Source organism: Kitasatospora phosalacinea (assembly GCF_030268885.1).
GTDB lineage: Bacteria > Actinomycetota > Actinomycetes > Streptomycetales > Streptomycetaceae > Kitasatospora > Kitasatospora phosalacinea_C.
Genome location: NZ_BSSA01000008.1, coordinates 197,767 through 224,311 on the forward strand (window position 1 = coordinate 197,767; position 26,545 = coordinate 224,311).

Genomic DNA, 26,545 nt, shown 5'->3' on the forward strand with positions numbered 1-26,545 from the left:
GGCACCACAAGTGCCCTCCGCCTGCTCGTACCCCCCTATCCACGGAGGCCCGCGGTGCACGAACTGCCGCAAAACCTGGCCAACGGACTGATGCTCGGCCTGATGTACGGCCTCATCGCCATCGGTTACACGATGGTCTACGGCATCGTCCAGCTCATCAACTTCGCCCACGGCGAGATCTTCATGATCGGCGGCTTCGGCGCGCTGACCGCCTACGCGGCGCTGCCGCACGGCACCTCCCTCTGGCTGGCGCTGCCGGTCATGATCCTCGGCGGGGTGCTCGCCTCCGTGCTCACCGCCACCGCAGCCGAGCGCTTCGCCTACCGGCCGCTGCGCACCGCTCCCCGGCTGGCGCCGCTGATCACCGCGATCGGCCTGTCGATTGCGCTGCAGCAGGTGGTGTGGGCGTTCTACCCGGGTGGCAAGAAGGCGCTGTCCTTCCCGCAGTTCGCGGGCGACCCGATCGGCCTGGGCTCCTTCCACCTGCAGCGCAACGACCTGTTCCTGCTGGTCGCGGCGCCGCTGTGCATGCTGGTGCTGGCCGCCTTCGTGCGGCTGACCCGCACGGGGCGGGCCATGCAGGCCACCGCGCAGGACCCGGACACCGCGAAGCTGATGGGCATCGACACCGACCGGATCATCGTGGTCGCGTTCGCTCTGGGCGCGGCCTTCGCCGCCGTCGCGGCGGTCGCGCACGGCCTGCGCTACGGGCAGGTCGACTTCACGATGGGCTTCCTGGCCGGGCTGAAGGCGTTCACCGCGGCGGTGCTGGGGGGCATCGGCAACATCTACGGCGCGATGCTGGGCGGCCTGGTGCTGGGCGTCGCCGAGTCGATGGCCACCGCGTACGTGCAGGACGTCCCGGGCATGCACCAGCTCGGCGGCGGCGCCTGGGCCAACGTGTGGGCGTTCGTGCTGCTGATCGTCGTCCTGCTGGTGCGGCCGCAGGGCCTGCTGGGCGAGCGCGTCGCGGATCGGGTGTGAGGACGATGACCGAGAGCACGACCCACGAGACCTCCCCGGTCCTGCCGCTGCCCGCCAACCTCGCGCTGGGCGCGGCGGTCGGCGGCGGGGTGCTGGCCGCCGCCTCCGCGGCGATGTCCTGGACCTGGACGCCGGCCTTCCCCGGCGACCTGACGTACTACGGCTCCCCGGCCGGCCTGCAGTGGCTGGCGCTGGTCGGCGGCGCACTGACCGCGCTGCTGGCGCTGGCCGCCCACGGGCTGAAGGGCCTGCGCTGGCTGAGCCCCTCGGGCAGCCGCAACGGCGTGCTGTTCGCCGCGCTCGGCACCTTCGCGGTGTGCTGGTACGCGGTGGTGGCGATCGCCGTGGAGCTGGACGGCCTGGTCAACCTGGACCCGGGCGGCTGGCTGGCCGCGGTCGGTTCGCTGCTCGCCGTCCTGGGCGCGCTCGGCCTGCCGCTGGACCGCCGCCGCACCGTCCGCCACCCCGAACTGCACTGGGGCCTGTACGCGGCGCTGGCGGTCTCCGCGGTGCTGCGGGTCGGCTTCGGCCAGGGCTGGGCGCTGGACGCCGTGCCGCCGGGCATCCGGCCGATCTTCACCGAGAACCTGTGGTTCTTCGTCGTCCTGCCCGCGGCGATCGCGCTCTTCCGGCTGTGGCGGCTGCTGGACGGCCGGCTGCGGATCGGCCGGATCGAGCGCCCGCTGCCCGCCGCCCGCGCCCTGCCGGGCTGGGCGGAGATCCTGGTGGTCACCGCGGTGTTCGCGGTGGGCCTGGGCGTGGTCGAGTTCGGCGTCTCCACCGAGTACGGGGAGCTGTTCGTCGGCTTCCTGCTGCTGACCGCCTTCGCCACCGCGGCGCTGCTGGCCTCCGGCGCGGTGGGCCGGCTGCGCGAACTGACCGCCCGGCACCGGGCGGTGACCACGGGCGCGGCGTTCGCCGCGGCGGGCGCGTTCCCGTTCACCCAGAGCAGCGAGACGTACGTGCTGATCGGGACCAACATCCTGATCTTCGCGACGGTGGCGCTGGGCCTGAACGTGGTGGTCGGCCTGGCAGGCCTGCTGGACCTCGGCTACGTGGCCTTCCTGGGCGTGGGCGCGTACGCGGCCGCGCTGGTGTCGGGGTCGAAGTTCTCGGTCTTCCGGGACCTGCACCTGCCGTTCCCGGTCGCGGTGCTGATCGGTGCGGCGGCGGCGCTGGTGTTCGGCGTGGTGATCGGCGCGCCGACGCTGCGGCTGCGCGGCGACTACCTGGCGATCGTGACGCTGGGCTTCGGCGAGATCTTCCGGATCGCGATGAACAACCTGGACGGCACGTCGGGCCCGAGCCTGACCAACGGCCCGAACGGCATCGCGGCGATCCCGGACGTCAGCCTGTTCGGCTTCGACTTCGGCGAGGCGCACGACTTCGGGGCCCTGCACCTGGGCAAGAACGGCAACTACCTGCTGCTGATGCTGGTGGCCACCGCGGTTGTGGTGACGGTGTTCGCGCGGGTCGCCAACTCCCGGATCGGCCGGGCCTGGGTGGCGATCCGGGAGGACGAGACGGCGGCCGAGGCGATGGGCATCAACGGCTTCCGGGTGAAGCTGATCGCCTTCGCGCTGGGCGCGACCCTGGCCGGTCTGGCCGGTGCGGTGCAGGCGCACGTGTCGGGCGCGGTCTCGCCCGACCAGTACCTGTTCAGCAGCCCGACGCCGCCCAACTCGGCGTTCCTGCTGGCCGCGGTGATCCTGGGCGGCATGGGCACCATCAGCGGCCCGCTGGTGGGCGCGGCCCTGCTGTTCCTGATCCCGGCGAAGCTGGAGTTCCTGCAGTCCTACCAGCTGCTGGCCTTCGGCGTGGCGCTGATCCTGCTGATGCGCTTCCGCCCGGAGGGCCTGATCGCGGGCCGCCGGCAGCAGTTGGAGTTCCACGACGTGCAGTTGCCCGCGCAGGCCGCCCCGGCCGACGACGTACCGACCAAGGCAGGGGCGTGAGCGCCGTGACCACCGAGACCGCAACCGAGACCGCCGCCGTCCCCGCCGCCGAGCCGGTGCTGGAGGCCTCCGGCGTGGTGATGCGCTTCGGCGGCCTGACGGCCGTGGGCGGCGTCGACCTGACGGTCCGCCAGGGCGAGATCGTCGGCCTGATCGGCCCGAACGGCGCCGGGAAGACGACCTTCTTCAACTGCCTGACCGGGCTGTACGTCCCGACCGAGGGCACCGTGAAGTACAAGGGCACGGTGCTGCCGCCGAAGCCGCACCTGGTCACCCAGGCGGGCATCGCCCGGACCTTCCAGAACATCCGGCTGTTCGCCAACATGACGGCGCTGGAGAACGTCCTGGTCGGCCGGCACACCCGGACGAAGGAGGGCCTGTTCTCGGCGATCCTGCGCGGCCCGGGCTACCGGCGGGCCGAGGCGGAGAGCCGGGAGCGGGCCCGGGAGCTGCTGGAGTTCTGCGGCCTCGGCGCGAAGGCCGACCACCTGGCCCGCAACCTGCCGTACGGCGAGCAGCGGAAGCTGGAGATCGCCCGGGCGCTGGCCTCCGACCCGGGCCTGCTGCTGCTGGACGAACCGACCGCGGGCATGAACCCGCAGGAGACCCGGGCCGCCGAGGAACTGGTCTTCGCGATCCGGGACCTGGGGATCGCGGTGCTGGTGATCGAGCACGACATGAAGTTCATCTTCAACCTGTGCGACCGCACCGCCGTGCTGGTGCAGGGCCGCAAGATCGTCGAGGGCGACCGGGAGACCGTCCAGAACGACGAACGGGTCGTCACCGCGTACCTCGGCGCCCCGCTCGAAGGAACCACCGCAGCTCAGGAGGACGGCCAGTGACCGCTCTGCTGGAGGTCGAGGACCTCCGTGTCGCCTACGGCAAGATCGAGGCCGTCAAGGGCGTCTCGTTCACCGTCGAGCAGGGCGAGGTCACCACCCTGATCGGCACCAACGGGGCCGGCAAGACCACCACCCTGCGCACCCTGTCCGGTCTGCTGCGGCCGACCTCGGGCAAGGTCCTGTTCGACGGGCAGGCGATCGACACGGTGCCCGCGCACCGGATCGTCGCCCTGGGCCTGGCCCACTCCCCGGAGGGGCGGCACATCTTCCCGCGGATGACCATCGAGGAGAACCTGCTGCTGGGCGCCTTCCTGCGGCGCGACGCGGCGGGCATCGCCGAGGACGTCGACCGGGCCTGCACGCTGTTCCCGATCCTCGCCGAGCGCCGCAGGCAGGCCGCGGGCACCCTCTCCGGCGGCGAGCAGCAGATGCTCGCGATGGGGCGGGCGCTGATGTCCCGGCCCAAGCTGCTGATGCTGGACGAGCCGTCGATGGGCCTGTCGCCGCTGATGATGCAGAAGATCATGGCGACCATCGTGGAGCTGAAGGCCGCGGGCACCACCATCCTGCTGGTGGAGCAGAACGCCCAGGCCGCGCTCTCCCTCTCGGACCGCGCCTACGTGATGACCACCGGGAAGATCACCCTCTCCGGCACCGGCGCGGACCTGCTGCACGACGAGTCGGTGCGCCGCCAGTACCTCGGCGAGGACTGACGCCGCACCCGCGACGCGAGCCGCCCCCCGTCCGAGGCGATCGGACGGGGGGCGCTCGCGCGTGCGCGGGGGCCTCAGCCCTCGGTGGACTCCGCCTTCTTGCGGTCCTGGGCGGCGCCCTCCTCGATCACGGCCTCGGCGACGGCGGCCATCGTCATCCGGCGGTCCATCGAGGTCTTCTGGATCCAGCGGAACGCGGCGGGCTCGTTCAGGCCGAACTTGGTCTGCAGCACGCTCTTGGCGCGGTCGACCAGCTTGCGGGTCTCCAGCCGCTGCGAGAGGTCCGCGATCTCCTGCTCCAGGGTGCGCATCTCGGTGTAGCGGGAGACCGCCATCTCGATCGCGGGCACCAGGTCGCTCTTGCTGAACGGCTTGACGATGTACGCCATTGCCCCGGCGTCGCGGGCCCGGTCGACCAGCTCGCGCTGGGAGAACGCGGTCAGCATCAGCACCGGCGCGAGGTGCTGCTCGTGGATCCGCTCGGCGGCCGAGAGGCCGTCCAGGACCGGCATCTTCACGTCCAGGATGGCCAGGTCGGGCTTGAGCTCCTCGACCAGCCTGACCGCCGTCTCGCCGTCACCGGCCTCACCGACGACGGTGTAGCCCTCCTCCTCCAGCATCTCCTTGAGGTCGAGGCGGATCAGCGCCTCGTCCTCGGCGATGACGATTCGGGTGATCTGGGGCGAGTCGGTGTCAAGCGGCTGGGCCTGCTCGTCGGCAGTGCTCACGGGGCTCCTCGGTCCGGCGGGGTGCTGCATGCATGAGCCTACCCAGACACGGTATGTTGGGTGCACCACGGGTGGGGGGTCCGACCTTCGATCCGCTGGGCCCCGATAGCCCAATCGGCAGAGGCAACGGTCTCAAACACCGTCCGGTGTGGGTTCGAATCCCACTCGGGGCACCGCACTTCCTCCGGTTCCGAGGCCGCCCGGCCTCGGAACCGCTGCCGTTCTCAGCCGGTTCCCAGCGCGATCACCGCGGGCGCGGCCGAACCGTCCGCCGCCTGCAGGGTGTACGTCCCGGCGGTGTCGCCGTAGAAGTCGAACCAGGCCGCCAGGCTGACCCGGTCCGTCCGGTCCGGGTAGGTGGTGAGCGTGACCGGGACGCTGGGGGCGATCCGCCGCCCGTCGGGCAGGGTCAGCTGCCAGCTGAGCACCTCGCCGATGGTTCCGGCCGGGGCGTCGAACAGCACCTGCACGGTGTGCTGGCCCTGCTTGAGGCCGCGCAGCACCCGGCTGTCGTGGTTGACGTTGACGCCGTTGTCGAGCAGCAGGGCGGTGCTGCCGGTGGTGTCGTCGCGCACCTGGGCCGAGACCACGTCCCAGTGGAAGCGGCCGGTGTCCAGGGTCGCCGCCGAGGCGTGCAGCGGGACGGGCGCCAGCGCCACCGGCTCCGGGCCGCCGTCGCCGACCGGCAGGACGGCCCGGGCCGAACCGGCGGCCGGGTCGGTGAGCACCAGGGCCAGCGCGTCGAGGTCCGGCCGCTCCCCCGCCGGGGCGCTGCCCCGCAGGACCGTGTGGACGGTGCCGACACCGGGCTCGCTGGGCAGCGGCCCCGCACCGGCCGTGCCGCTGTCGGCGACCGCCAGCCCCCCGGACTCCAGCACGATCCGCGGGAAGGGCACGGCCAGCTTCACCGGGGAGGCGGTGTCCACCCGCAGCACCAGGTCGTACGTCGTCCTGCCGTCCGTCTCCTCGCGGACGCTCAGGCTCTGCAGGCCGAACGACCGCCCGCCCCACCAGACCACCCGCTCCGGGTGCACGGTGGCGGCCGTCGGCCGGGGCGGGGCGGTGGACGACGGCGCGGGCGCCGGGTCCGGGTCCGTCCAGCTGCAGCCGGCGGCCAGCAGGACGGTGAGGGCCGCGGCGGCGGCCCGGCTGAGGCGGTTTCCCAAGGCGGTTCCCCCGAGGACGTGGTGCGGGCGCCCCGCAGCCTACTGGCACGGCGTCAGCGGGGCCGTTCCGGTACGGAACCGTCACCGGAGCCGGACGCTCACCCGGCCACCAGGGTGAGCACCTCGGGGGCGTCGGCGGCGTCCCGGTCCGCCGCCTCCAGGGTGTACGTCCCGGCGGTGTCGCCGTAGAAGTCGAACCAGGCCGCCAAGCTGACCCGGCCCGTCCGGTCGGGGTACGCGGTGGTGCCGAGCGGGAGGCTCGGGTCCAGCCGCCGCCCGTCGGGCAGGGTCAGCCGCAGCGCGAGCCGGTCGCCGCCGGTGCCCGCGGGGGCCTCGAGGAGGAGCTCGACGGTGTGCTGGCCGGGTTTCAGGGCGCGCAGCGGACGGGGCACGACGGGCGTGCTACCGATCGGCACGGCGGGGGCGGGCACCGGGCTGCCGGTGCAGTCCTCGCGCAGCCGGGCGGAGGCCAGCGCGAACCGGCGGGGGCCCGCCCGCAGGCCGTCGGCGGAGGCCCGCAGCGGGGTGGGCCGGAGGTCCGCGGCCTCCTGCCCGGGGTGCGCCCCGACCGGCAGCACCGCGCGGGCGACGCCGGGGGCGGTCAGCACCAGGGCCAGCCGGTCCGGGTCGAGCTCCTGCCCGGGGGTGCCGACGTCCTGCACCGTGACGCCGAGCGAGGCCCGGCCGTACGGCGGCGGCTGCACCTCCAGCGGGCCGCTGACCGCGACGCCGTCGGACTCCAGGACGGCCCTGGGCAGCGCGGCCGCGACCGGCACCGGCGACTCGACGCCGACCTCCAGGACGAGTTCGACCCGGTTCCGGCCGCCCGGCTGGGGGGTCGTGGTGACCCCGGTCAGCCGGTAGGAGCTGCCGCCCCACCAGGCGGTCCGGTCGAGCAGGACGGTGCGCGGGGACGGCCCCGCCGGACCGCCGGAGGGCACCGCCTGCAGGGTGTCCGCGCCGAAGGGGGTGCACCCGGCGGTCAGGACGGCCGCGGCACAGGCCACGGCGATGCGGCGGCGTATCAACCTGTGTCTTCTCCCCGGTCCCGACCCGGGCCCGGCCCGCGCGGCCGCCGCCCAGGGCATGCTACCGACAATGCGTCAGGCCCCGGGCCGCCCGCCTGACGGGCTGTCGGGCCCGCCCCCGGTTCGCGGGGGCGGGCCCGGTGGCGCGGGCGTCAGTTGTCGAGCGCGCCGACGTGGTGGACGCGGACCAGGTTGGTGGAGCCGGCCAGGCCCGGCGGGGAGCCGGCCGTGATGATCACGACGTCGCCGGGCTTGCAGCGGCCCAGGCTCAGCAGGGCCGAGTCGACCTGGGCGACCAGTTCGTCGGTGGTGGTGACGAACGGGCCGAGGAAGGTCTCCACGCCCCAGGTCAGCGCCAACTGGCTGCGCACGGCGGGCTCGTAGGTGAACGCCAGGACCGGGATCGGCGAGCGGTAGCGGGTCAGCCGGCGGGCGGTGTCGCCGCTCTGGGTGAACGCGATCAGGTACTTGGCGTCCAGGAAGTCGCCGATCTCGGCGGCGGCCCGGGCGACCGCACCGCCCTGGGTGCGGGGCTTGTTCTTGTCGGTGAGCGGCGGCAGGCCCGCGGCGAGGACGTCCTCCTCGGCGGCCTCGACGATCCGGGCCATGGTCTTCACCGTCTCGACCGGGTACTTGCCGACCGAGGTCTCGCCGGAGAGCATCACCGCGTCGGTGCCGTCCAGCACCGCGTTGGCGACGTCGGACGCCTCGGCGCGGGTCGGCCGGGAGGCGTTGATCATCGAGTCCAGCATCTGGGTGGCGACGATGACCGGCTTGGCGTTGCGCTTGGCCAGCTTGACGGCGCGCTTCTGGACGATCGGCACCTGCTCCAGCGGGAGTTCGACGCCCAGGTCGCCGCGGGCGACCATGATGCCGTCGAAGGCGTCCACGATGGACTCCAGGTTCTCCACCGCCTGCGGCTTCTCGATCTTGGCGATGACCGGGATCCGGCGGCCCTCCTCGGCCATGATCCGGTGCACCTCCTCGACGTCCTTCCCGCTGCGCACGAACGACAGCGCGACGATGTCGGCCCCGGTCCGCAGCGCCCAGCGCAGGTCCTCGACGTCCTTGTCGGAGAGCGCGGGCACCGAGACGGCGACGCCGGGGAGGTTGAGGCCCTTGTGGTCGGAGACCAGTCCGCCCTCGATGACGATGCAGTGCACCCGGGGGCCCTCGACGTGGGTGACCTCCAGGCAGACCCGGCCGTCGTCGACCAGGATCCGCTCGCCGCGCGAGACGTCCGCGGCCAGGCCCTTGTAGGTGGTGCCGCAGATCTCCCGGTCGCCCGGGACGTCGTCGACGGTGATGGTGAACTCGTCGCCGCGTTCCAGCAGGACGGGCCCGTCCGCGAAGGTGGCGAGGCGGATCTTCGGGCCCTGCAGGTCGGCCAGCACCCCGACGCTGCGGCCCGTCTCGTCCGAGGCCTTGCGGACCCGGTGGTAACGGTCCTCGTGCTCCGCGTGGGAGCCGTGGCTGAGGTTCAGTCGGGCGATGTCCATGCCCGCGTCGACCAGGGCCTTGATCTGGTCGTACGAGTCCGCGGCAGGCCCGAGAGTACAAACGATTTTTGCTCGGCGCATACAGCAGAGCCTAGGCATTACCGGGACGTAACAGAGCGGTTCCGGCCAGTCCCTCCATGGCAGTTGACAGAAGATTCGGTGAACGGACCTGCGCCGCGCGGCGGGTGGCACCCGGGTGAGCGCCCACCGCCCCCGTTGACGCACGCGCGTGCGCCCGGCCGGGCTCCGGAGGGCGGCCGCGGGCGGGCCGGCGACACGCGGGGGTCACCCACCCCTCACCTGTTGGACGGCCTGGGGGTCTGGTCCCGGCGGCCGGAAAGCGGCAGACTGCCACACACGTTTTCTACGCGCGTCACCACGGGTGGCGGGGTGTCACCTGCCCCGCCCCGGACGCCCGCTGACCGCCCGCACCGCCCGACTTGGAGTCCTCGATGTCCCTGAACCGCCGTGACTTCGTCACCCGCTCCGCCGCCACCGCGGCCGGTGCCGCCCTGGCCGGCGGCCTCGCGGCCGGCCCCGCCGCCGCCGCGGACCACGACCGGGACGACGCCCGCGGCAAGGGGCCCACCCCCTTCAAGGCCGCCTTCACCGTGATGGGCACCACCGACCTGCACGGCCACGTCCTCAACTGGGAGTACTTCACCGACTCCGAGTACGACGACAAGGCCCACAACGACGTCGGCCTGGCCAAGATCTCCACCCTGGTCGAGCAGGTCCGCGCCGAGAAGGGCCGCGGCCGCACCCTGCTGATCGACGCGGGCGACACCATCCAGGGCACCCAGCTCTCCTACTACTTCGCCCGGGTCGAGCCGATCACCGGCACCAAGGCCCCGCGCCACCCGATGGCCGCCGCGATGAACGCCATCGGCTACGACGCCGCCGCCCTGGGCAACCACGAGTTCAACTACGGCATCCCGCTGCTGCGCGCCTACCAGGACCAGCTGGAGTTCCCACTGCTCGGCGCCAACGCGGTCGACGCCAGGAGCGAGAAGCCCGCCTTCCCGCCGTACGTCATCCGCGAGCTGCACCTCGGCCACGGCCGCCCGATCCGGGTCGGCATCCTCGGCCTGACCAACCCCGGCATCGCGATCTGGGACAAGGCCAACGTGCAGGGCAAGCTGTCCTTCCCCGGCATCCCCGAGATCGCCGCCAAGTGGGTCCCCAAGGTCCGCGCGGCGGGCGCCGACGTGGTCGTGCTCACCGCGCACACCGGCGTGGACGGCGCCTCCTCCTGGGGCGACCAGCTGCCGTTCTCGGAGAACGCGGGCGCCGAGACCGCCGCCACCGTCCCCGGCATCGACGCGATCCTGGTCGGCCACGCCCACAAGGAGATCCCGCAGCGGACCGTGGTCAACGAGCGGACCGGCAAGGAGGTCGTCCTCTCCGAGCCCGCACTCTGGGGCGAGCGGCTGACCTGCTTCGACTTCGAGGTCGAGTTCGCCCGCGGCCAGTGGACCGTCACCGGCGTCAGCGCCCGGCTGCTGAACTCCAACACCGTCGCCGAGGACCCGGAGATCGTCCGGCTGGTCGAGGAGCAGCACCGGAAGGTCGTCGCCTACGTCAACCAGGTCATCGGCACCTGCAAGGAGACCCTCTCCATCGCCGAGGCCCGGTTCAAGGACACCCCGATCATCGACCTGATCGGCCGCGTCCAGGCCGACGCGGTGCGCGACGCCCTGGCCGGCGGCCAGTACGCCGCCCTGCCGGTGCTGGCCCAGGCCGCGCCGTTCAACCGCACCGCGGTCATCCCGGCGGGCGAGGTCAAGCTGCGCGACGCGGCCGGGCTGTACATCTACGAGAACACCCTGGAGGCCCGGATCCTGACCGGCGCCCAGCTCAAGGACTACCTGGAGTACTCCGCCAAGTACTACGCCCAGGTCGCCCCCGGGGCCGCGATCGACCTGGACGCCCTGACCAACCAGGCCAACAACACCCCCGACTACAACTACGACTCCATCTACGGCCTGTCCTACGACATCGACATCGCCCAGCCGGTCGGCAGCCGCATCGTCAACCTGTCGTACCGGGGCGCGGCGGTCGACCCGGCCGCGCAGTTCGTCCTCGCCGTCAACAACTACCGCGCCAACGGCGGCGGCAACTTCCCGCACGTCGCCGCCGCCCAGCAGGTGTGGGCCAACTCCGACGAGATCCGCAACACGATGATCGCCTGGGTGAAGGCCAAGGGCGTCATCGACCCGGCCGACTTCTCCGGCCAGGGCGGCTGGCGCCTGGTCCGGGCCGGCGTCCCGGTCTTCTGACGGACAACCGCCCGGGGCCGCACCGGAGTTCCCCCTCCGACGGCCCCGGGAACCGTCCTCCGCCCGGCCCCGTCCAACCCCCGTCCGGACCACGGACCACGGACCACGATCCAGGGGGATGACGGAACATGCGCGTACGGACAGCACTCGCGGCGGGCGCGGCGGCCCTGCTGCTCGGCGGCTGCGCGAGCCACCCGGTCACCGTCGACGGCGGCGGGAGCCGGGCCGTGCCCGCCACGACCGTCCCGGCCGGGCCGGAGGTGCGGCCCGCGACCGGCGCCGCCGCCGCGCAGGCCGCCAAGGTCGCCGCCGCCTGGCCCGGCTCCGAGCTCCAACAGGCCTGGGACCACGGCTACTTCCCGGTCGAGGACACCACCGAGTGGCTGCCCGCGGACGCCTTCCACAGCGGCGCCGACAAGCAGGCGTACGACGAGCGCCGCTTCGACCTGAAGGCCACCCTGCCGGTCTCGGTCTCCGGCCTCGCCGAGGTCCGCTTCGCCGACGGCTCGACCCTCGCCCTGCCGCAGCGCTCCGCCCGGGCCGCCTTCGACGCCATCCCCGCGAACGGCTCCGGCTGCGTCGGCGACTGCCCCGCCCTCACGATCACCGACGTCCGCCCCGGCACCCGGGAGGTCGCCACCAGCCGCGGCCGCGCGACCGTCCCCACCTGGGAGTTCACCGTCGCGGGGTACGCCGAGCCGTTCCGCTACCCCGCCGTCCTCCCCCAGGCGGGGCAGTCCCTCCCCCGCCCGCACCCCACCGGGACCGGCCCCTGGAGCGCCGACGGCTCCGACACCAGCCTCGCCGAGGTCTCCCCCGACGGCCTGCTGCTCACCGCGTACGTCCCCTTCGGATGCGCCACCGTCGACCCCGGCACCGTCTACGAGACCGACCGGGCGGTCGTCCTGATCGGCCACTCCACCCCGCGCACCCTGGGCCCGAACGAGGTGTGCCCGGCGAGCGCCAACGCCGCGCCGGTCGAGTTCCGGCTCTCCCGCCCGCTCGGCACCCGCACCGTCCTCGGCCTCGCCGACGGCCTCCCGCAACTCCCCCGACAGCACTGAGCCCGAGCGGACGGCGCAGGTAGGGGCGCGGGGTCGGCCGTCCCTAGAACGGGAAGCGCGAGCGCCCGTGCTGGATCGAGATCCACTTCACCGTGGTGAACGCGTCCACGCTGGTGTCGCCGCCCAGCCGCCCGACGCCGGAACTCTTCTCGCCGCCGAACGGCACGATCGGCTCGTCCGCGATCGTGCCGTCGTTGACGTGGATCATGCCGGTGTCGATCCGCTGCGCGAACCGCACGCCGCGCTCGACGTTCGCGGTGTGCACCGCGCCGGAGAGGCCGAAGGGCGTGTCGTTGGCGATCCGGACGGCCTCGTCCTCGCCGTCGAAGGGGATGAGCAGGGCGACCGGGCCGAACACCTCGCGGCGCAGGATCGGGTCGTCGGCGGGGACGTCGGTGAGGACGGTGGGGCGGACCAGGGTGCCGACGGTGGAGCCGTGCAGCAGGGCGCGGGCCCCGGCCGCCACCGCGCTCTCGACCTCGGCGGTGATCGCCTCGGCCTGGGCGGAGTTGATGAGCGGGCCGAGGTCGGTGGCGGGGTCGCCGGGGTCGCCGACGGAGAGCGAGGCGACCTTGGCGGTGAACTTCTCGCTGAACTCGGCGAAGACGGCGCGGTCGACCAGGATCCGGTTGGCGGCCATGCAGATCTGGCCCTGGTGGACGAAGCGGCTGGCGACGGCGGCGTCCACCGCGTAGTCGAGGTCGGCGTCGTCGAGGACCACCAGGGCGCTGTTGCCGCCGAGTTCGAGGACGGTGCGCTTGAGGTGGCTCGCGGCGACGGTGGCGACGTGCCGCCCGACCGCGTCGGAGCCGGTGAAGGCGATGACCTTGGGCACGGGGTGCTCGATGAACGCGTCGCCGATCTCGGCGATGTCGGTGAGGACGACGTTGAGCAGCCCGGCGGGCAGGCCGGCCTCCTCGAAGATCTTGGCGATCAGGGTGCCGCCGGCCACCGGGGCGTCCTGGTGCGGCTTGAGGACGACCGCGTTGCCGAGGGCGAGCGCCGGGGCGACGGCCTTCAGGGAGAGGAAGACGGGGGCGTTGAACGGGCTGATGACGCCGACCACGCCGACCGGCAGGCGGTAGAGCCGGTTCTCCTTGCCGGGCACCGGGGAGGGCAGGATCCGGCCCTCGGCGCGCAGGGCGAGCGAGCCGGCCTCCCGCAGCATGTCCTTGACCAGGGAGAGTTCGAAACCGGACTTCATCAGGGTGCCGCCGAGCTCGGCGGTCATCAGCTGGAGGATCTCGGCCTCGCGGGCCTCGACGACCTGCAGGGCGCGTTCGAGGACCAGGCGGCGCTCGTAGGGGCTGGTGGCGGCCCAGGCGGGCTGGGCGCGCTCGGCGGCGCGGTAGGCGAGGTCGACCTCCTCAGCGGTGGCGACCGTGAAGGAGGCGAGCTTCTCCCCGCTGTAGGGATCCAGGTCGACGATGTCCCAGGAGCCGGAGCCCGGCTGCCACCGGCCGTCGATGTACTGCTGGGCGAGTTCCGCGATCAAGGACATGCGATCCCTCTCGGCGCTGGATAACACCTACTGACGGATCGTCATCTTAATTGGGGGTCAGGTGACTTGGCGGAGCTCCGCGAGAAGTCCCCGGGTCTCCTCCTCGGACAGCGCCGCCGCCGACACCCGCTCCAGCGCGGTCGCGTACTCGGCCACCTCGGCCGGCTTGTCCAGGTAGAGCGCGGTGGTGAACTGCTCGACGTACACCACGTCCGCCAGGTCCGGCTCGGGGAAGCACAGCACCGTGAACGCCCCGCTGTCGGCCGCCAGCGCGCCCATCCCCAGCGGCAGCACCCGCAGGCTGATGGTCTCGCGCAGCGACAGCTCCGCGAGCCGCTCCAACTGGCCGCGCATCACCTCGGGCCCGCCGCACGGGCGGCGCAGCGCCGTCTCGTCGACGATCAGCTCCAGCCGGGCCTGCGCCCCCTCGGCGAGGAAGCGCTCCTGCCGGCGCAGCCGGACCGCGGCCCGGCGCTCGATCTCCTCCGCGGGCGCGGCGGGGCTGCCCGCCCGCATCACCGCGTGCACGTACTCGGGGGTCTGCAGCAGCCCGGGCACGAACTGCACCTCGTAGCTGCGGACCAGGTTGGCCGCGTCCTCCAGGTTCAGGTACGTCTGGAACCAGCCGGGCACCACGTCCCCGTACCCGTGCCACCAGGACGGGGCGTTGGTGCCGCCGACCAGGCCGAGCAGGGCCGCGCGGGACTCCTCGTCGTCGACGCCGTACAGCGTCAGCAGGTCCGCCACGTCGCGCTGCTTGAAGCCGACCCGGCCGAGCTCCATCCGGCTGATCTTCGACTCCGAGGCCCGGATCGAGTACCCGGCGTCCTCCCGGGTCACGCCGCGGGCCTCGCGCAGGCGCCGCAACTGGGCCCCCAACTGGATGCGACGCGCGGTCGCACCGCTGCCCGTCTGCAGGCCCGTCATGCAAACCCTCCGCCCCAGGAACGCCAAGTGGACCCCGTGGGAAGCAGTCTGCCACTGCGCGACGACACTCCGCGAGGGCCTTCCGGCATTTGGCCAATCCGTTGCAGAAGCGAGGGTTTCGACTCCGCTCAGGACAGTGCCGGGAGGACCTCCGCCAGATCGGTGCGCGAACTCACCCCGAGCTTCGGGTACGCCTTGTAGAGGTGGTGCCCGACCGTGCGGGCGCTCAGGAACAGCTGCGCGGCGATGTCCCGGTTGGACAGGCCCTGCGCGGCCAGCCGGACGATCTGCGACTCCTGCGGGGTCAGCCCGGCCACCACCGTCCGGGCCGGGCAGGCGGCGGGCGCGCCGGTGGCGTCCAGCTCCAGCCGGGCCCGCTCCGCCCACGGGACGGCGCCCAGCCGCCGCAGCGCCTGCTCGGCGGAGCGCAGCGGCACCCGGGCCTCGGCCCTGCGGCGGCCGCGGCGCAGCCACTCGCCGTACAGCAGCTCGGTGCGGGCCTGCTCCCACGGGCGGGGCTGCTCGGCGTGCCGGGCCAGCGCCCGCAGGTACAGCTCCTCGGCGAACTCGTCGGGGGCCAGCAGCGCGTGGCAGCGGTCCACCAGGGCGCGGGCCCACGGCCGGTCGGCGCGCTCGGCCCACTGCTCGAACCGGGCCAGCGCCCCGGCGCACTCCTCGCCGCGGCGCAGCCGCACCGCGGCCTCCACCAGGTCGGGGACGGCGCGGACGGCGGCGACCTGGTAGCCGAACGGGCCGCCGGTGAGCGCGGCGAGGTGGCCGTGCGCGTCCTCGGCCCGGCCCTCGCCCAGGTCGAGCAGGCCGAGCGCCCAGCGGGCCCACGGGGCGCCCGCGCCGCCCCGGGCGAACGCCGCGGCGGCCTGCTCCCGGCAGGGCTCCGCCTCGCCCCGGGCGGCCGCCAGGTACGCCTGGAAGCCGTGCAGTTGGCCGGTCCACAGCGGCTGCCCGCTGTCCAGGGCCAGTTGCAGCGCCTCGGCGGCGTGGTCGGCGGCCGCGGCCGGGCGGCCGTCGAAGAGTTCGGCCTCGGCGAGGAAGAACAGCAGGGTGGGCAGCGCCCCGAAGGCGCCGCCCTCCCGGGCCTCCCGGACCAGGCGGCGGGCGAGGTCCAGCACCTCGGCGTCGTGCCCGGGCACCAGCCCGGCACCGCACGGCAGCACCAGGTCGACCGGGGCGGCCGCCCCGGCGGCCCGGGCCGCCCGCTCGGCCTCCGGCAGCGTCGGCCCGTCCGCCCCGCCGAGCGCGGCGGCCAGGTAGCGGACGACCGGCCCGAGCGGGTCGCCGTCCGGCAGCGGCAGGGCGGCGAGCGCGTCCAGGCTGCCGTGCACGGCCGGGAGCCCGTCGTACCAGGCGACGTGCACCGCCTGCACCAGGACGCGGGCGGCCGGGCCGGGGTGCTCGGCGGCGACCAGGGCGGCGGCCTCGGTGAGCCGGGCGTGCGCGGAGGCGTTCTCGTCGCGCCAGAACTCGGCCACGCCGCGGGCGAACAGCAGGTGCGCCCGGGTCACCGGGTCGGCGTCCGGCCGGTCGGCGGCGAGGGCGAGCCGCTCGGCCCGCTCCACCTCGCCCGCCTCCAGCGCGGCCTCCACCGCCTCGACCGTCCAGCGGCGGGCGAGCACGGGGTCCGGGCTGAGCCGGGCGGCCCGCTCGTACGCGGCGCAGGCGCCCTGGTGGCCGCCGCGGGAGGCGGCGGTGGCGGCCGCCTCCGCGAGGTCCGCCGCGGCCCGCGCGTCCGGCCCGGTGGCGGCCAGCGCCCGGTGCCAGGCGCGCCGCAGCGGCTCGCCCGGCCCGTACGCGGCGGCCAGCGCCCGGTGCGCGGCCAGCCGGTCGGCGAGCGGGGCCCGGTCGACCACGGCGGAGCGCAGCAGCGGGTGCCGGAACCGGGCCCGGCCGGTGGCCAGGTCGACCCGCAGCAGGCCCTGGGCCTCGGCGGGCGCCAGGTCGGCGGCGTCCAGCCCGCTCTCCGCGGCGGCCCGCAGCAGCACCTCCGCCTCGCCGGTCTCCTCCAGCGCGGCCAGCAGCAGCCAGCGCTGGGTGCGGCCGGGCAGCCGGCTGACCTGGCCGTGGTACGCGAGCCGCAGCCGCCCGTCCGGCGGCAGCGCGCCGGAGCCCTCGCCCCGCGGGAGTTCGCGCAGCGCCAGCGGGTTGCCCGCGGCGGCGGCCAACACCCCTGCGGGGTCGGCGAGTTCGGGCGCGATCTCGGCCAGCAGCCGGGCCGCGTCGGACTCCGCCAGCGGCCCCACCGGCAGCTCGGGCAGCCCGGACGCCTCGGCCCCGTCCTCCCGGGTCGCCAGCAGCACGGCGACCCGCTCGGCGCCCAGGCGGCGCACCGCGAGCCGCAGCGCCGCCGCGGACTCCGGGTCGGCCCACTGCAGGTCGTCCAGCAGGAGCAGCACCGGCTGCCGCTCGGCGAGGTCGCCCAGCAGGGTCAGCACCGCGAGCCCGACCAGCAGCCGGTCCCCGGCGGGGCCGTCCGCCAGCCCCAACGTCCGTTCCAGCGCGGCCCGTTGCGGCCCGGGCAGTGCACCGAGCCGGTCCAGTACGGGGGCCAGCAGCTGGCTGAGCACGGCGTGCGGCAGCCGGGCCTCCGACTCGACCCCGGCCGCCCGCAGCACCCGCCACCCGGCGGCCGCCCCGGCCGCCGCGTCCAGCAGTGCGCTCTTCCCGATCCCCGGCTCGCCGCGCAGCAGCAGTGCCCCGGCCCGCCCGGCGCGCGCGTCCGCCAGCAGCCGGTCGATCGCCGCGCGTTCCGTCCCCCGTCCGTACAGCATGGGTCGACCCTACCTATACGTGACCGATTCCCCGGCGCGGCGATCTCCGTACCTTCTTGTCCTGCAAGGGGAAACGCCCCGCAGCACACCGCAGAAGGAGCCCACGATGGACCTGCAGAACCTCGCCGAGCGCTACCTCGCCGCCTGGAACGAGACCGACCCGGCCGCCCGCCGCAAGCTGGTCGAGGAGACCTGGGCGCCCGGGGGCCGCTACGTCGACCCGCTGGTCGAGGCGGTCGGCCACGAGCAGTTCGACGCCACCCTGGCCGCCGTCCAGGCCCAGTTCGCCGGGCTGGTCTTCCGCCTCGGCCCGGTCGACGCCCACCACGACGTCGCCCGCTTCACCTGGGAGCTCGCCCCGGAGGGCGCCCCCGAGCCGCTGGTGATCGGCTTCGACGTCCTCACCGCGACGCCGGACGGCCGGATCGCCACCGTGGTCGGCTTCCTGGACAAGGTCCCGTCGGCCTGAAGCGGCGCGCACCGCCCCGGGAACGACAACGACGCCTGCCCTTACCTGGTCGGGGAGTGGGCAGGCGTCGTGATGACCGGTCCCGGCGGCTCTGGCGGGTCGGTGTTTGTCGGCCTTGCCCCCCTCGCGGGGGGCGTGGGCGTTCTCGGGGCGGTGGTCGGTCAGACCACCAGCGAGCGGTCGGTCGGCTTGATCGGGGCGGGGAGCGGGGTCTTGCCACCCAGGTACTTGTCGACCGCCGAGGCGGCCGAACGGCCCTCCGCGATCGCCCAGACGATCAGCGACTGACCGCGACCGGCGTCACCGCAAACGTACACCCCGTCGACGTTGGTGCCGAACTTGCCGTCGCGGGCGACGTTGCCGCGGGCGTCGAGGTCGACGCCGAGCTGCTCGACGAGGCCGTTCTTGACGTCCGTGCCGGTGAAGCCCATGGCGAGGGTGACGAGCTGGGCCGGGATGACCTTCTCGCTGCCGGGGACGGGCTCGAACTTGCCGTCCTTGAACTCGACCTCGACCAGGTGCAGTTCCTGGACGTTGCCGTCCTCGTCGCCCGCGAAGTGGGTGGTGGAGACGGAGTAGATCCGCTCGCCGCCCTCCTCGTGGGCCGAGGTGACCTTGTAGGTCATCGGCATGGTCGGCCAGGGCTGGTTGGCCGGGCGGTCCTCGGACGGCCGCGGCATGATCTCCAGCTGGGTGACGGAGAGGGCGCCCTGGCGGTGCGCGGTGCCGACGCAGTCGGCACCGGTGTCGCCGCCGCCGATGACGACCACGTGCTTGCCCTTGGCCGAGATCGGGGAGTCGACGTAGTCGCCCTCCTGGACCTTGTTGGCCAGCGGCAGGTACTCCATCGCCTGGTGGACGCCGTTCAGCTCCCGGCCGGGGACGGGCAGGTCGCGGGCGGTGGTGGCACCGGCGGCGATGACGACCGCGTCGAAGCGCGAGCGCAGGTCCTGGCCGCTGATGTCGACGCCGGCCTCGACGCCGGTGCGGAAGCGGGTGCCCTCCGCGCGCATCTGCTCGATGCGGCGGTTGATGTGGCGCTTCTCCATCTTGAACTCGGGGATGCCGTAGCGCAGCAGGCCGCCGATGCGGTCGGCGCGCTCGTACACCACCACGGTGTGGCCGGCCCGGGTGAGCTGCTGGGCGGCGGCCAGGCCGGCCGGGCCGGAGCCGATCACGGCCACGGTCTTGCCGGACAGGCGCTCGGGGATCTGCGGGGTGACCCCGCCGCGGTCCCAGGCCTTGTCGATGATGGTGACCTCGACGTTCTTGATGGTCACCGCGTCCTGGTTGATGCCCAGCACGCACGCCGACTCGCACGGAGCCGGGCACAGGCGGCCGGTGAACTCCGGGAAGTTGTTGGTGGCGTGCAGCCGCTCGATCGCGCCGGACCAGTCGTCCCGGTAGGCGAGGTCGTTCCACTCGGGGATCAGGTTCCCGAGCGGGCAGCCGTTGTGGCAGAACGGGATGCCGCAGTCCATGCAGCGACCGGCCTGCTTGCTGATGATCGGAAGGAGGCTGCGCTCGACGTAGACCTCGTTCCAGTCGCGGATGCGGACGTCCACCGGACGGCGCTCCGCCAGCTGCTTGGGCGTGGTCAGGAAGCCCTTGGGGTCAGCCATTTGCCGCCTCCATCATCTTGCGAGTGGTCTCCACCTCGGAGAGGCCATCGCGCTCAGCGGCGTCCTTGGCGGCGAGCACAGCCTTGTAGTCGGTGGGCATGATCTTGGAGAAGCGGGAGACCCCGCTGCCCCAGTCGGCCAGGAGCTCGGCGGCGACGGTGGAGCCGGTCTCCTCGTAGTGCTGCTGGACGGTCTCGCGCAGCCAGTCGCGGTCGGCGGCGCTGGGGGCCTCGATGCCCACCATGCCGCTGTTGACGTTGGCCGGTCGCAGGTCGAGCACGTAGGCGATGCCGCCGGACATGCCCGCCGCCAGGTTGCGGCCGGTCTCGCCGAGGATGACCACCCGGCCGCCGGTCATGTACTCCAGGCCGTGGTCGCCCACGCCCTCGACCACCAGGGTCGCACCGGAGTTGCGGACCGCGAAACGCTCGCCGGCCTTGCCGCGCAGGTGGATGCGGCCGGAGGTGGCGCCGTAGCCGATGGTGTTGCCGGCGATGACGTGGTTCTGCGCGTCGGCGCCGATCGCGGCGGCGTCCCGGGCGGGACGGACCACGAGCACGCCGCCGGACAGGCCCTTGCCGACGTAGTCGTTGGCGTCGCCCTCCAGGCGCAGCGTGACGCCCTTGGGGACGAAGGCGCCGAAGGACTGGCCGGCCGAGCCGGTGAAGGTCACGTCGATGGTGCCCTCGGGCAGGCCCGCGCCGCGGTACCGCTTGGTCACCTCGTGGCCGAGCATGGTGCCGACGGTGCGGTTGACGTTGCGGATCGGCAGCTGGATCCGGACGGCCTCGCCGCGCTCCAGGGCGTCCTCGGCCAGCTCGATGAGCTGGTTGTCGAGGGCCTTGTCGAGGGCGTGGTCCTGGCCGGTGGTGTTGTGCAGGGCCGCGCCCTCGGGCAGCGCCGGGACGTGGAACAGCGGGGCCAGGTCGAGCCCGGCGGCCTTCCAGTGGTCGATGGCGGCCTGGGCGTTGATGTGCTCGGCGTGGCCGACGGCCTCCTCGATCGAGCGGAAGCCGAGCTCGGCGAGGATCTCGCGGACCTCCTGGGCGATGAACTCGAAGAAGTTGACCACGAACTCGGGCTTGCCGGAGAAGCGCTCGCGCAGCACCGGGTTCTGGGTGGCAACGCCGACCGGGCAGGTGTCCAGGTGGCACACCCGCATCATGATGCAGCCGGAGACCACCAGCGGGGCGGTCGCGAAGCCGAACTCCTCGGCGCCCAGCAGGGCGGCGATGACCACGTCGCGGCCGGTCTTGAGCTGGCCGTCGGTCTGCACGACGATGCGGTCGCGCAGGCCGTTGAGCAGCAGGGTCTGCTGGGTCTCGGCGAGGCCGAGCTCCCAGGGGCCGCCCGCGTGCTTGAGCGAGGTCAGCGGGGAGGCGCCGGTGCCGCCGTCGTGACCGGAGATCAGCACCACGTCCGCGTGCGCCTTGGAGACGCCGGCCGCGACGGTGCCCACGCCGACCTCGGAGACCAGCTTCACGTGGATGCGGGCGTCCGGGTTGGCGTTCTTGAGGTCGTGGATCAGCTGAGCCAGGTCCTCGATGGAGTAGATGTCGTGGTGCGGCGGCGGGGAGATCAGGCCGACGCCCGGGGTCGAGTGCCGGGTCGTGGCCACCCACGGGTAGACCTTGTGGCCGGGCAGCTGGCCGCCCTCGCCGGGCTTGGCGCCCTGGGCCATCTTGATCTGGATGTCGTCGGCGTTGACCAGGTACTCGGAGGTGACGCCGAAGCGGCCGGAGGCGACCTGCTTGATCGCGGAGCGGCGCGCCGGGTCGTACAGGCGCTCCGGGTCCTCGCCGCCCTCACCGGTGTTGGACTTGCCGCCGAGCTGGTTCATCGCGATCGCGAGGGTCTCGTGCGCCTCCATCGAGATGGAGCCGTAGGACATCGCACCGGTGGAGAACCGCTTGACGATCTCGGAGACCGGCTCGACCTCGTCGACGGGGACCGGGGTCCGGCCGAGGCCGTCCAGCTGGAACAGGCCGCGCAGCGTCATCAGGCGCTCGGACTGGGCGTTCACCCGGTCCGTGTACTGCTTGAAGATGTCGTAGCGCTTGGTGCGGGTCGAGTGCTGGAGGCGGAAGACCGTCTCCGGGTCGAACAGGTGCGGCTCGCCCTCGCGGCGCCACTGGTACTCGCCGCCGATCTCCAGCGCGCGGTGCGCGGCGGAGATGCCGGAGGCCGGGTAGGCCTTGGCGTGGCGGGCGGCGGTCTCCTTGGCGATCTCGTCCAGGCCGATGCCGCCGAGCTTGGTGGTGGTGCCCGCGAAGTAGGCGTCCACCAGCTCCTGGGAGAGGCCGATGGCCTCGAAGACCTGCGCGCCGCGGTAGGAGGCGACGGTGGAGATGCCCATCTTGGACATCACCTTCAGGACGCCCTTGCCGAGCGCCTTGATCAGGTTCTTGATGGCCTTCTCGGGCTCGATGCCGGAGACGAACACGCCCTGGGCGACCAGGTCCTCGACGGACTCCATGGCCAGGTACGGGTTGACCGCGCCGGCGCCGTAGCCGACCAGCAGCGCGACGTGGTGCACCTCGCGGACGTCGCCGGCCTCGACCAGCAGCGACACCTGGGTGCGCTGCTTGGTGCGGATCAGGTGGTGGTGGATCGCCGAGGTGAGCAGCAGCGACGGGATCGGCGCGTGCTCGGCGTCCGAGTGCCGGTCGGAGAGGACGATGATGCGGGCGCCGTCGGCGATCGCGGCGTCGGCCTCGGCGGCGATCTCGGCGAGGCGGGCGGCCAGGCCCTGGCCACCGGTGGCGACCTTGTACAGGCCAGAGAGGGTGACGGCCTTCAGGCCGGGCTGGTCGCCGTCCGCGTTGATGTGGATCAGCTTGGCCAGCTCGTCGTTGTCGATCACCGGGAAGGTGATGCCGACCGAGCGGCAGTGCGCCGGGCTGGCGTCCAGCAGGTTGCCCTCGGGGCCGAGGTTGCTGTGCAGCGAGGTGACCAGCTCTTCGCGGATCGCGTCCAGCGGCGGGTTGGTGACCTGGGCGAACAGCTGGGTGAAGTAGTCGAACAGCAGGCGCGGCTTCTCGCTGAGCGCGGCGATCGGCGAGTCGGTGCCCATCGAGCCGAGCGCCTCGCCGCCGGTCCTGGCCATCGGCGCGAGGATGACCCGCAGCTCCTCCTCGGTGTAGCCGAAGGTCTGCTGGCGGCGGGTGACGGAGGCGTGGGTGTGGGCGATGTGCTCGCGCTCGGGGAGCTTGGCGAGCTGGATCTGCCCGGCGGCGACCCACTCCTCGTAGGGGTGCTCGGCGGCGAGGGCGGTCTTGATCTCCTCGTCCTCGACGATGCGGTGCTCGGCGGTGTCGATCAGGAACATCCGGCCGGGCTGCAGGCGGCCCTTCTTGGTGACCTTCTCCTGGTCGATGTCGAGCACGCCGACCTCGGAGGAGAGCACGACCAGGCCGTCCTCGGTGATCCAGTACCGGGCCGGGCGCAGGCCGTTGCGGTCCAGGACCGCGCCGATCTGGGTGCCGTCGGTGAAGGTGACGCAGGCCGGGCCGTCCCAGGGCTCCATCAGGTTGGAGTGGTACTGGTAGAACGCGCGGCGGGCCGGGTCCATGGTGGCGTGGTTCTCCCACGCCTCCGGGATCATCATCAGCACCGAGTGCGGCAGCGAACGGCCGCCGAGGTGGAGCAGCTCCAGGACCTCGTCGAAGGACGCCGAGTCGGAGTGGTCCGGGGTGCAGATCGGGAAGATCCGGTCCAGGTCGCCGGGGATCAGGTCGGTGGCGAGCTGGGACTCCCGGGCGGTCATCCAGTTGCGGTTGCCCTTGACCGTGTTGATCTCGCCGTTGTGCGCGACGAAGCGGTACGGGTGGGCCAGCGGCCAGCTCGGGAAGGTGTTGGTGGAGAAGCGCGAGTGCACCAGGCCGATCGCGGAGGCGTAGAGCCGGTCCGACAGGTCGGGGAAGAAGGGCTCCAGCTGGCCGGTGGTCAGCATGCCCTTGTAGACCAGGGTGCGGGCGGAGAGCGAGGGGAAGTACACCCCGGCCTCGCGCTCGGCGCGCTTGCGCAGCACGAAGGAGACCCGGTCCAGCTCGATGCCGGTGCGCTCGCCGTGCGTCACGAAGAGCTGGCGGAAGCGCGGCATGACGGAGCGGGCGGTGGCGCCCAGCAGGTCGGGGGTGACCGGGACGTCGCGCCAGCCGAGGACGGTCAGGCCCTCCTCGGCCGCGATGACCTCGATCCGGGTGGCCGCGGCGGCGGCCGCCTCGTCCTCGACCGGGAGGAAGGCGATGCCGACGGCGTAGGAGCCAGCGGCGGGGAGCTCGAAGTCCACGTTCGCGCGCAGGAACGCGTCCGGGACCTGGGTCAGGATGCCCGCGCCGTCACCGGAGTCCGGCTCGGCGCCGGTGGCGCCGCGGTGCTCCAGGTTGCGCAGGACGGTCAGCGCCTGCTCGACGATCTTGTGGTCGGCGATGCCGGTCAGCGTGGCCACGAAGCCGACGCCGCAGGCGTCGTGCTCGTTGCGCGGGTCGTACAGACCCTGGGCCTGGGGACGCGCGTCCGGAACGAGGGCGTAGGGGCCGGTGGCCTTGGCGTCCTCGTGGCCGGAGTGCATGGATGCAGACAGCATCGGCTCTCCCGTCGTCGTAAACAGTTGCTTCATGCAAAGGGACGACGTTGGCCCTGATGCGATTTGTCGGTGCAGGTTACATGATGCCGCCTGGACCGGGAAGTGGATTCCTGCGTCCACATCCCGGACTGATCCCCAGGTCAGGGGGCGGATGGGGGGAAGGCGCAGCGTCGCGCGTTCCCTCCAGTGTGCCCTGCCCCGAAGGGCGTGAAACAGGGGCGAAACCCCCTCGCCACACACGCCTCAGGCGTTCCACCTGGGAATCTTCGAAGTCGACGCCGCCCCCGCTTTGGATTCCGGGGGTCGACAGCCGGATGTCGAGACTAGGGCAAGGCGCAGGCTCGGGCCCATGTGCGGAACATCACGCGTTCCATGGCATAACTATACAGAGGTCTGGATTTTCGTACAAGACTGTCCGGGTGACGGACCGGGCGGCCGGTCAGCCGATCGCCCCGCCGATCAGCCGTCCCAGCAGGTAGGTGACGCCCGCCGCGGCCCCGCCCAGCACCAGCTGGCGCAGGCCGGAGAACCACCAGCTGCGGGCCGTCACCCGGGCCACCACCGCGCCGCAGCCGAACAGGCCGAGCACCGCCAGCAGCGCGGCGGGCCACAGCGCGGTCGCGCCCAGCAGGTAGGGCAGCACCGGCAGCAGCGCGCCGAGCGCGAAGCAGCCGAACGAGGAGAGCGCGGCGACCAGCGGCGAGGGCAGGTCCTCCGGGTCGACGCCGAGCTCCTCGCGGGCGTGCACCGCCAGCGTGGTGTCCGGGTCGGCGGACAGCTGCCGGGCCACCTCGTGGGCCAGCTCCGGGTCGACGCCGCGGGCCACGTACAGCTGGGCCAGCTCGGCCAGCTCGCCCTGCGGGTTGCGCCGCAGCTCGATCCGCTCGGCCTCCAACTCGGCTTCCACCAGCTCGCGCTGGGAGGCGACCGAGGTGTACTCGCCGGCCGCCATGGAGAACGCGCCGGCCGCCAGCCCGGCCAGGCCGGTGAGCACCACGGTGGTCGGCGCCGCGTCGCCGCCGACCACGCCGGTCATCAGCGCGAAGTTCGACACCAGGCCGTCCATCGCGCCGAACACGGCCGGGCGCAGCCAGCCGCCGTTGACGTCCCGGTGGTGGTCGGCGTCGGGTATCCGGGGCGGCTGCGGGCTGTCGGTCTGCGGCTCTGCGGTGATGGTGCTCATGCGGGCGGTTCCCTTCCGGGCACGGCGGATCCCCCCGGGCCGCGCGTCGGCCGGGCTCGCTGGTGCTCTTCGAACGTAGCCGTTTGACCTGCTGGTTTCCAGCAAAGTAAGCCTGCCCAAAGGCAGTTGGGGCCGCCTCCGCCCTCTCGGCGGTGGCGGCCCCGACGGGCGGGCGGCTCGGCTCAGGAGGGCTTCTCGGAGTCCTTCGAGAGCTTCGCGGGGGCGTCCCCGGCCTCCTGCGCGGGCTGCGCCGGGGCGGCGTCCCGCGGCTGCGCCGGCTCGACGGTGGCCTCCGCGGCGGCGGACTCGGTCCGGGCGCGCTCCTCGGTGGCCTGCGGGTCGATCGCGTCCGGGTCCTCGCGGCCGGGGCGGAACCTGGCGGAGAGCACGAAGGCGACGATCGCGCCGACGAAGACCAGGATCGCCGTCCAGTCGTTCAGGCGCAGGCCGAAGAAGCGGTGCGCCTCGTCGATCCGCAGCCACTCCGTCCAGAACCGGCCGAGGGTGTAGGCGGCGACGTACAGCGCGAAGGCCCGGCCGTGGCCGAGGGTGAAGCGCCGGTCGGCCCAGATCACCAGGACGGCCACCAGCACGCACCAGATCGACTCGTACAGGAAGGTCGGGTGGTAGACGCCGTGGACGACGGTGCCGTCCGGGAGGGTCTTGTCGATCTCCAGGCCCCAGGGCAGGGTGGTGGGGCGGCCGTACAGCTCCTGGTTGAACCAGTTGCCCCAGCGGCCGCAGGCCTGGGCCAGGGCGATGCCGGGGGCGATCGCGTCGGCGTAGGCGGGCAGCGGGACGCCGCGGCGCCGGGCGCCGATCCAGGCGCCGACCGCGCCGAAGGCGATGGCGCCCCAGATGCCGAGGCCGCCCTCCCAGATCTTCAGCGCGTCGACCGGGTGCTTGCCCTCGCCGAAGTACAGCTGGTTGTCGGTGATGACGTGGTAGAGCCGACCGCCGACCAGGCCGAACGGCACCGCCCAGACCGCGATGTCGCCGACCGTGTGCCGCCCGCCGCCGCGGGCGACCCAGCGCTTGCTGCCGAGCCACACGGCCACGACGACACCGATGATGATGCAGAAGGCGTAGGCGCGCAGCGGGATGGGCCCAAGGTTGAGGACGCCCCGCGACGGGCTCGGAATGTATGCGAGATCCATGGCACTCTCGACGCTACCGTGTCCCACCGGCACCACCGGCACCGGAGCGGGTCA

General features: G+C 73.3%; 18 protein-coding genes and 1 tRNA gene. 8 read left to right on the top strand and 11 right to left on the bottom strand.

Annotated elements, in window-relative coordinates; all coding sequences use genetic code 11:
- Nucleotides 1-54 precede the first annotated feature (54 nt).
- Genes QSK52_RS14685 through QSK52_RS14700 form a run of 4 tightly spaced genes read left to right on the top strand, consistent with a single transcriptional unit; the run spans nt 55 to nt 4,494 of the window.
- Nucleotides 55-984 carry a branched-chain amino acid ABC transporter permease gene (locus QSK52_RS14685; protein WP_285736460.1) on the top strand — a complete coding sequence of 310 codons (930 nt, stop codon included), beginning with the start codon at nt 55-57 and terminating at the stop codon, nt 982-984.
- A gap of 5 nt (nt 985-989) precedes the next feature.
- Nucleotides 990-2,939 carry a branched-chain amino acid ABC transporter permease gene (locus QSK52_RS14690; protein ID WP_285736461.1) on the top strand — a complete coding sequence of 650 codons (1,950 nt, stop codon included), beginning with the start codon at nt 990-992 and terminating at the stop codon, nt 2,937-2,939.
- Between the two features lie 5 nt (nt 2,940-2,944).
- Nucleotides 2,945-3,781 carry an ABC transporter ATP-binding protein gene (locus QSK52_RS14695; protein WP_435053258.1) on the top strand — a complete coding sequence of 279 codons (837 nt, stop codon included), beginning with the start codon at nt 2,945-2,947 and terminating at the stop codon, nt 3,779-3,781.
- Entirely contained in the window at nt 3,778-4,494 is a 717-nt protein-coding gene (locus QSK52_RS14700; protein ID WP_285736463.1) for an ABC transporter ATP-binding protein, read from the top strand. Before QSK52_RS14695 ends, QSK52_RS14700 begins: the two co-directional genes overlap by 4 nt.
- Nucleotides 4,495-4,568: 74 nt before the next feature.
- On the opposite strand, the gene QSK52_RS14705 is transcribed toward QSK52_RS14700, so the two are convergent.
- On the bottom strand, nt 4,569-5,222 hold the full coding sequence (locus QSK52_RS14705; RefSeq protein ID WP_285736464.1) for an ANTAR domain-containing response regulator: 654 nt from the start codon (nt 5,220-5,222) through the stop codon (nt 4,569-4,571).
- A gap of 99 nt (nt 5,223-5,321) precedes the next feature.
- Here QSK52_RS14705 and QSK52_RS14710 point away from each other — a divergent pair.
- Nucleotides 5,322-5,395, top strand: a tRNA-Leu gene (locus tag QSK52_RS14710).
- A gap of 51 nt (nt 5,396-5,446) precedes the next feature.
- On the opposite strand, the gene QSK52_RS14715 is transcribed toward QSK52_RS14710, so the two are convergent.
- The 3 genes from QSK52_RS14715 to pyk form a co-directional block, all read right to left on the bottom strand.
- Nucleotides 5,447-6,388 (bottom strand): hypothetical protein, encoded by a 942-nt coding sequence (locus tag QSK52_RS14715; RefSeq protein WP_285736465.1) that lies wholly within the window; start codon nt 6,386-6,388, stop codon nt 5,447-5,449.
- A 98-nt stretch (nt 6,389-6,486) separates the two neighbouring features.
- Nucleotides 6,487-7,416 (bottom strand): hypothetical protein, encoded by a 930-nt coding sequence (locus QSK52_RS14720; protein ID WP_285736466.1) that lies wholly within the window; start codon nt 7,414-7,416, stop codon nt 6,487-6,489.
- 152 nt (nt 7,417-7,568) lie between these two features.
- Nucleotides 7,569-8,996: a pyruvate kinase gene (pyk, locus tag QSK52_RS14725; RefSeq protein ID WP_285736467.1), complete on the bottom strand. Its 1,428-nt coding sequence runs from the start codon at nt 8,994-8,996 to the stop codon at nt 7,569-7,571.
- A 371-nt stretch (nt 8,997-9,367) separates the two neighbouring features.
- On the opposite strand from pyk, the gene QSK52_RS14730 reads away from it, so the two are divergent.
- Both QSK52_RS14730 and QSK52_RS14735 read left to right on the top strand, forming a co-directional pair.
- Nucleotides 9,368-11,194, top strand: a complete 1,827-nt coding sequence (locus QSK52_RS14730) for a bifunctional metallophosphatase/5'-nucleotidase (RefSeq protein ID WP_285736468.1) — start codon at nt 9,368-9,370, stop codon at nt 11,192-11,194.
- A 128-nt stretch (nt 11,195-11,322) separates the two neighbouring features.
- On the top strand, nt 11,323-12,258 hold the full coding sequence (locus QSK52_RS14735; RefSeq protein WP_285736469.1) for a hypothetical protein: 936 nt from the start codon (nt 11,323-11,325) through the stop codon (nt 12,256-12,258).
- A gap of 43 nt (nt 12,259-12,301) precedes the next feature.
- On the opposite strand, the gene QSK52_RS14740 is transcribed toward QSK52_RS14735, so the two are convergent.
- The 3 genes from QSK52_RS14740 to QSK52_RS14750 form a co-directional block, all read right to left on the bottom strand.
- On the bottom strand, nt 12,302-13,759 hold the full coding sequence (locus QSK52_RS14740; RefSeq protein ID WP_285736470.1) for an aldehyde dehydrogenase family protein: 1,458 nt from the start codon (nt 13,757-13,759) through the stop codon (nt 12,302-12,304).
- A gap of 57 nt (nt 13,760-13,816) precedes the next feature.
- Nucleotides 13,817-14,686 carry a helix-turn-helix domain-containing protein gene (locus tag QSK52_RS14745; protein WP_285736471.1) on the bottom strand — a complete coding sequence of 290 codons (870 nt, stop codon included), beginning with the start codon at nt 14,684-14,686 and terminating at the stop codon, nt 13,817-13,819.
- Between the two features lie 128 nt (nt 14,687-14,814).
- Nucleotides 14,815-17,472: an AAA family ATPase gene (locus QSK52_RS14750; protein ID WP_285736472.1), complete on the bottom strand. Its 2,658-nt coding sequence runs from the start codon at nt 17,470-17,472 to the stop codon at nt 14,815-14,817.
- A gap of 106 nt (nt 17,473-17,578) precedes the next feature.
- Between QSK52_RS14750 and QSK52_RS14755 the strand changes: the two genes are divergently transcribed.
- A complete protein-coding gene (locus QSK52_RS14755; protein WP_285736473.1) occupies nt 17,579-17,941 on the top strand; it encodes a nuclear transport factor 2 family protein in 363 nt (120 codons plus the stop codon).
- A 161-nt stretch (nt 17,942-18,102) separates the two neighbouring features.
- On the opposite strand, the gene QSK52_RS14760 is transcribed toward QSK52_RS14755, so the two are convergent.
- The 4 genes from QSK52_RS14760 to lgt all read right to left on the bottom strand — a co-directional run bounded on the left by QSK52_RS14760 (nt 18,103) and on the right by lgt (nt 26,491).
- Nucleotides 18,103-19,563 carry a glutamate synthase subunit beta gene (locus tag QSK52_RS14760; RefSeq protein ID WP_285736474.1) on the bottom strand — a complete coding sequence of 487 codons (1,461 nt, stop codon included), beginning with the start codon at nt 19,561-19,563 and terminating at the stop codon, nt 18,103-18,105.
- Complete coding sequence (gltB, locus tag QSK52_RS14765; protein ID WP_435053253.1) at nt 19,556-24,151, bottom strand: glutamate synthase large subunit; 4,596 nt, start codon at nt 24,149-24,151, stop codon at nt 19,556-19,558. The genes QSK52_RS14760 and gltB overlap by 8 nt, the downstream gene beginning before the upstream one ends.
- A 439-nt stretch (nt 24,152-24,590) precedes the next feature.
- Nucleotides 24,591-25,334, bottom strand: a complete 744-nt coding sequence (locus QSK52_RS14770; protein WP_285736475.1) for a VIT1/CCC1 transporter family protein — start codon at nt 25,332-25,334, stop codon at nt 24,591-24,593.
- A gap of 182 nt (nt 25,335-25,516) precedes the next feature.
- The gene (gene lgt / locus QSK52_RS14775) at nt 25,517-26,491 is read right to left on the bottom strand and encodes a prolipoprotein diacylglyceryl transferase (protein WP_285736476.1); all 975 of its coding nucleotides are present in this window, start codon (nt 26,489-26,491) and stop codon (nt 25,517-25,519) included.
- Nucleotides 26,492-26,545: the final 54 nt, after the last annotated feature.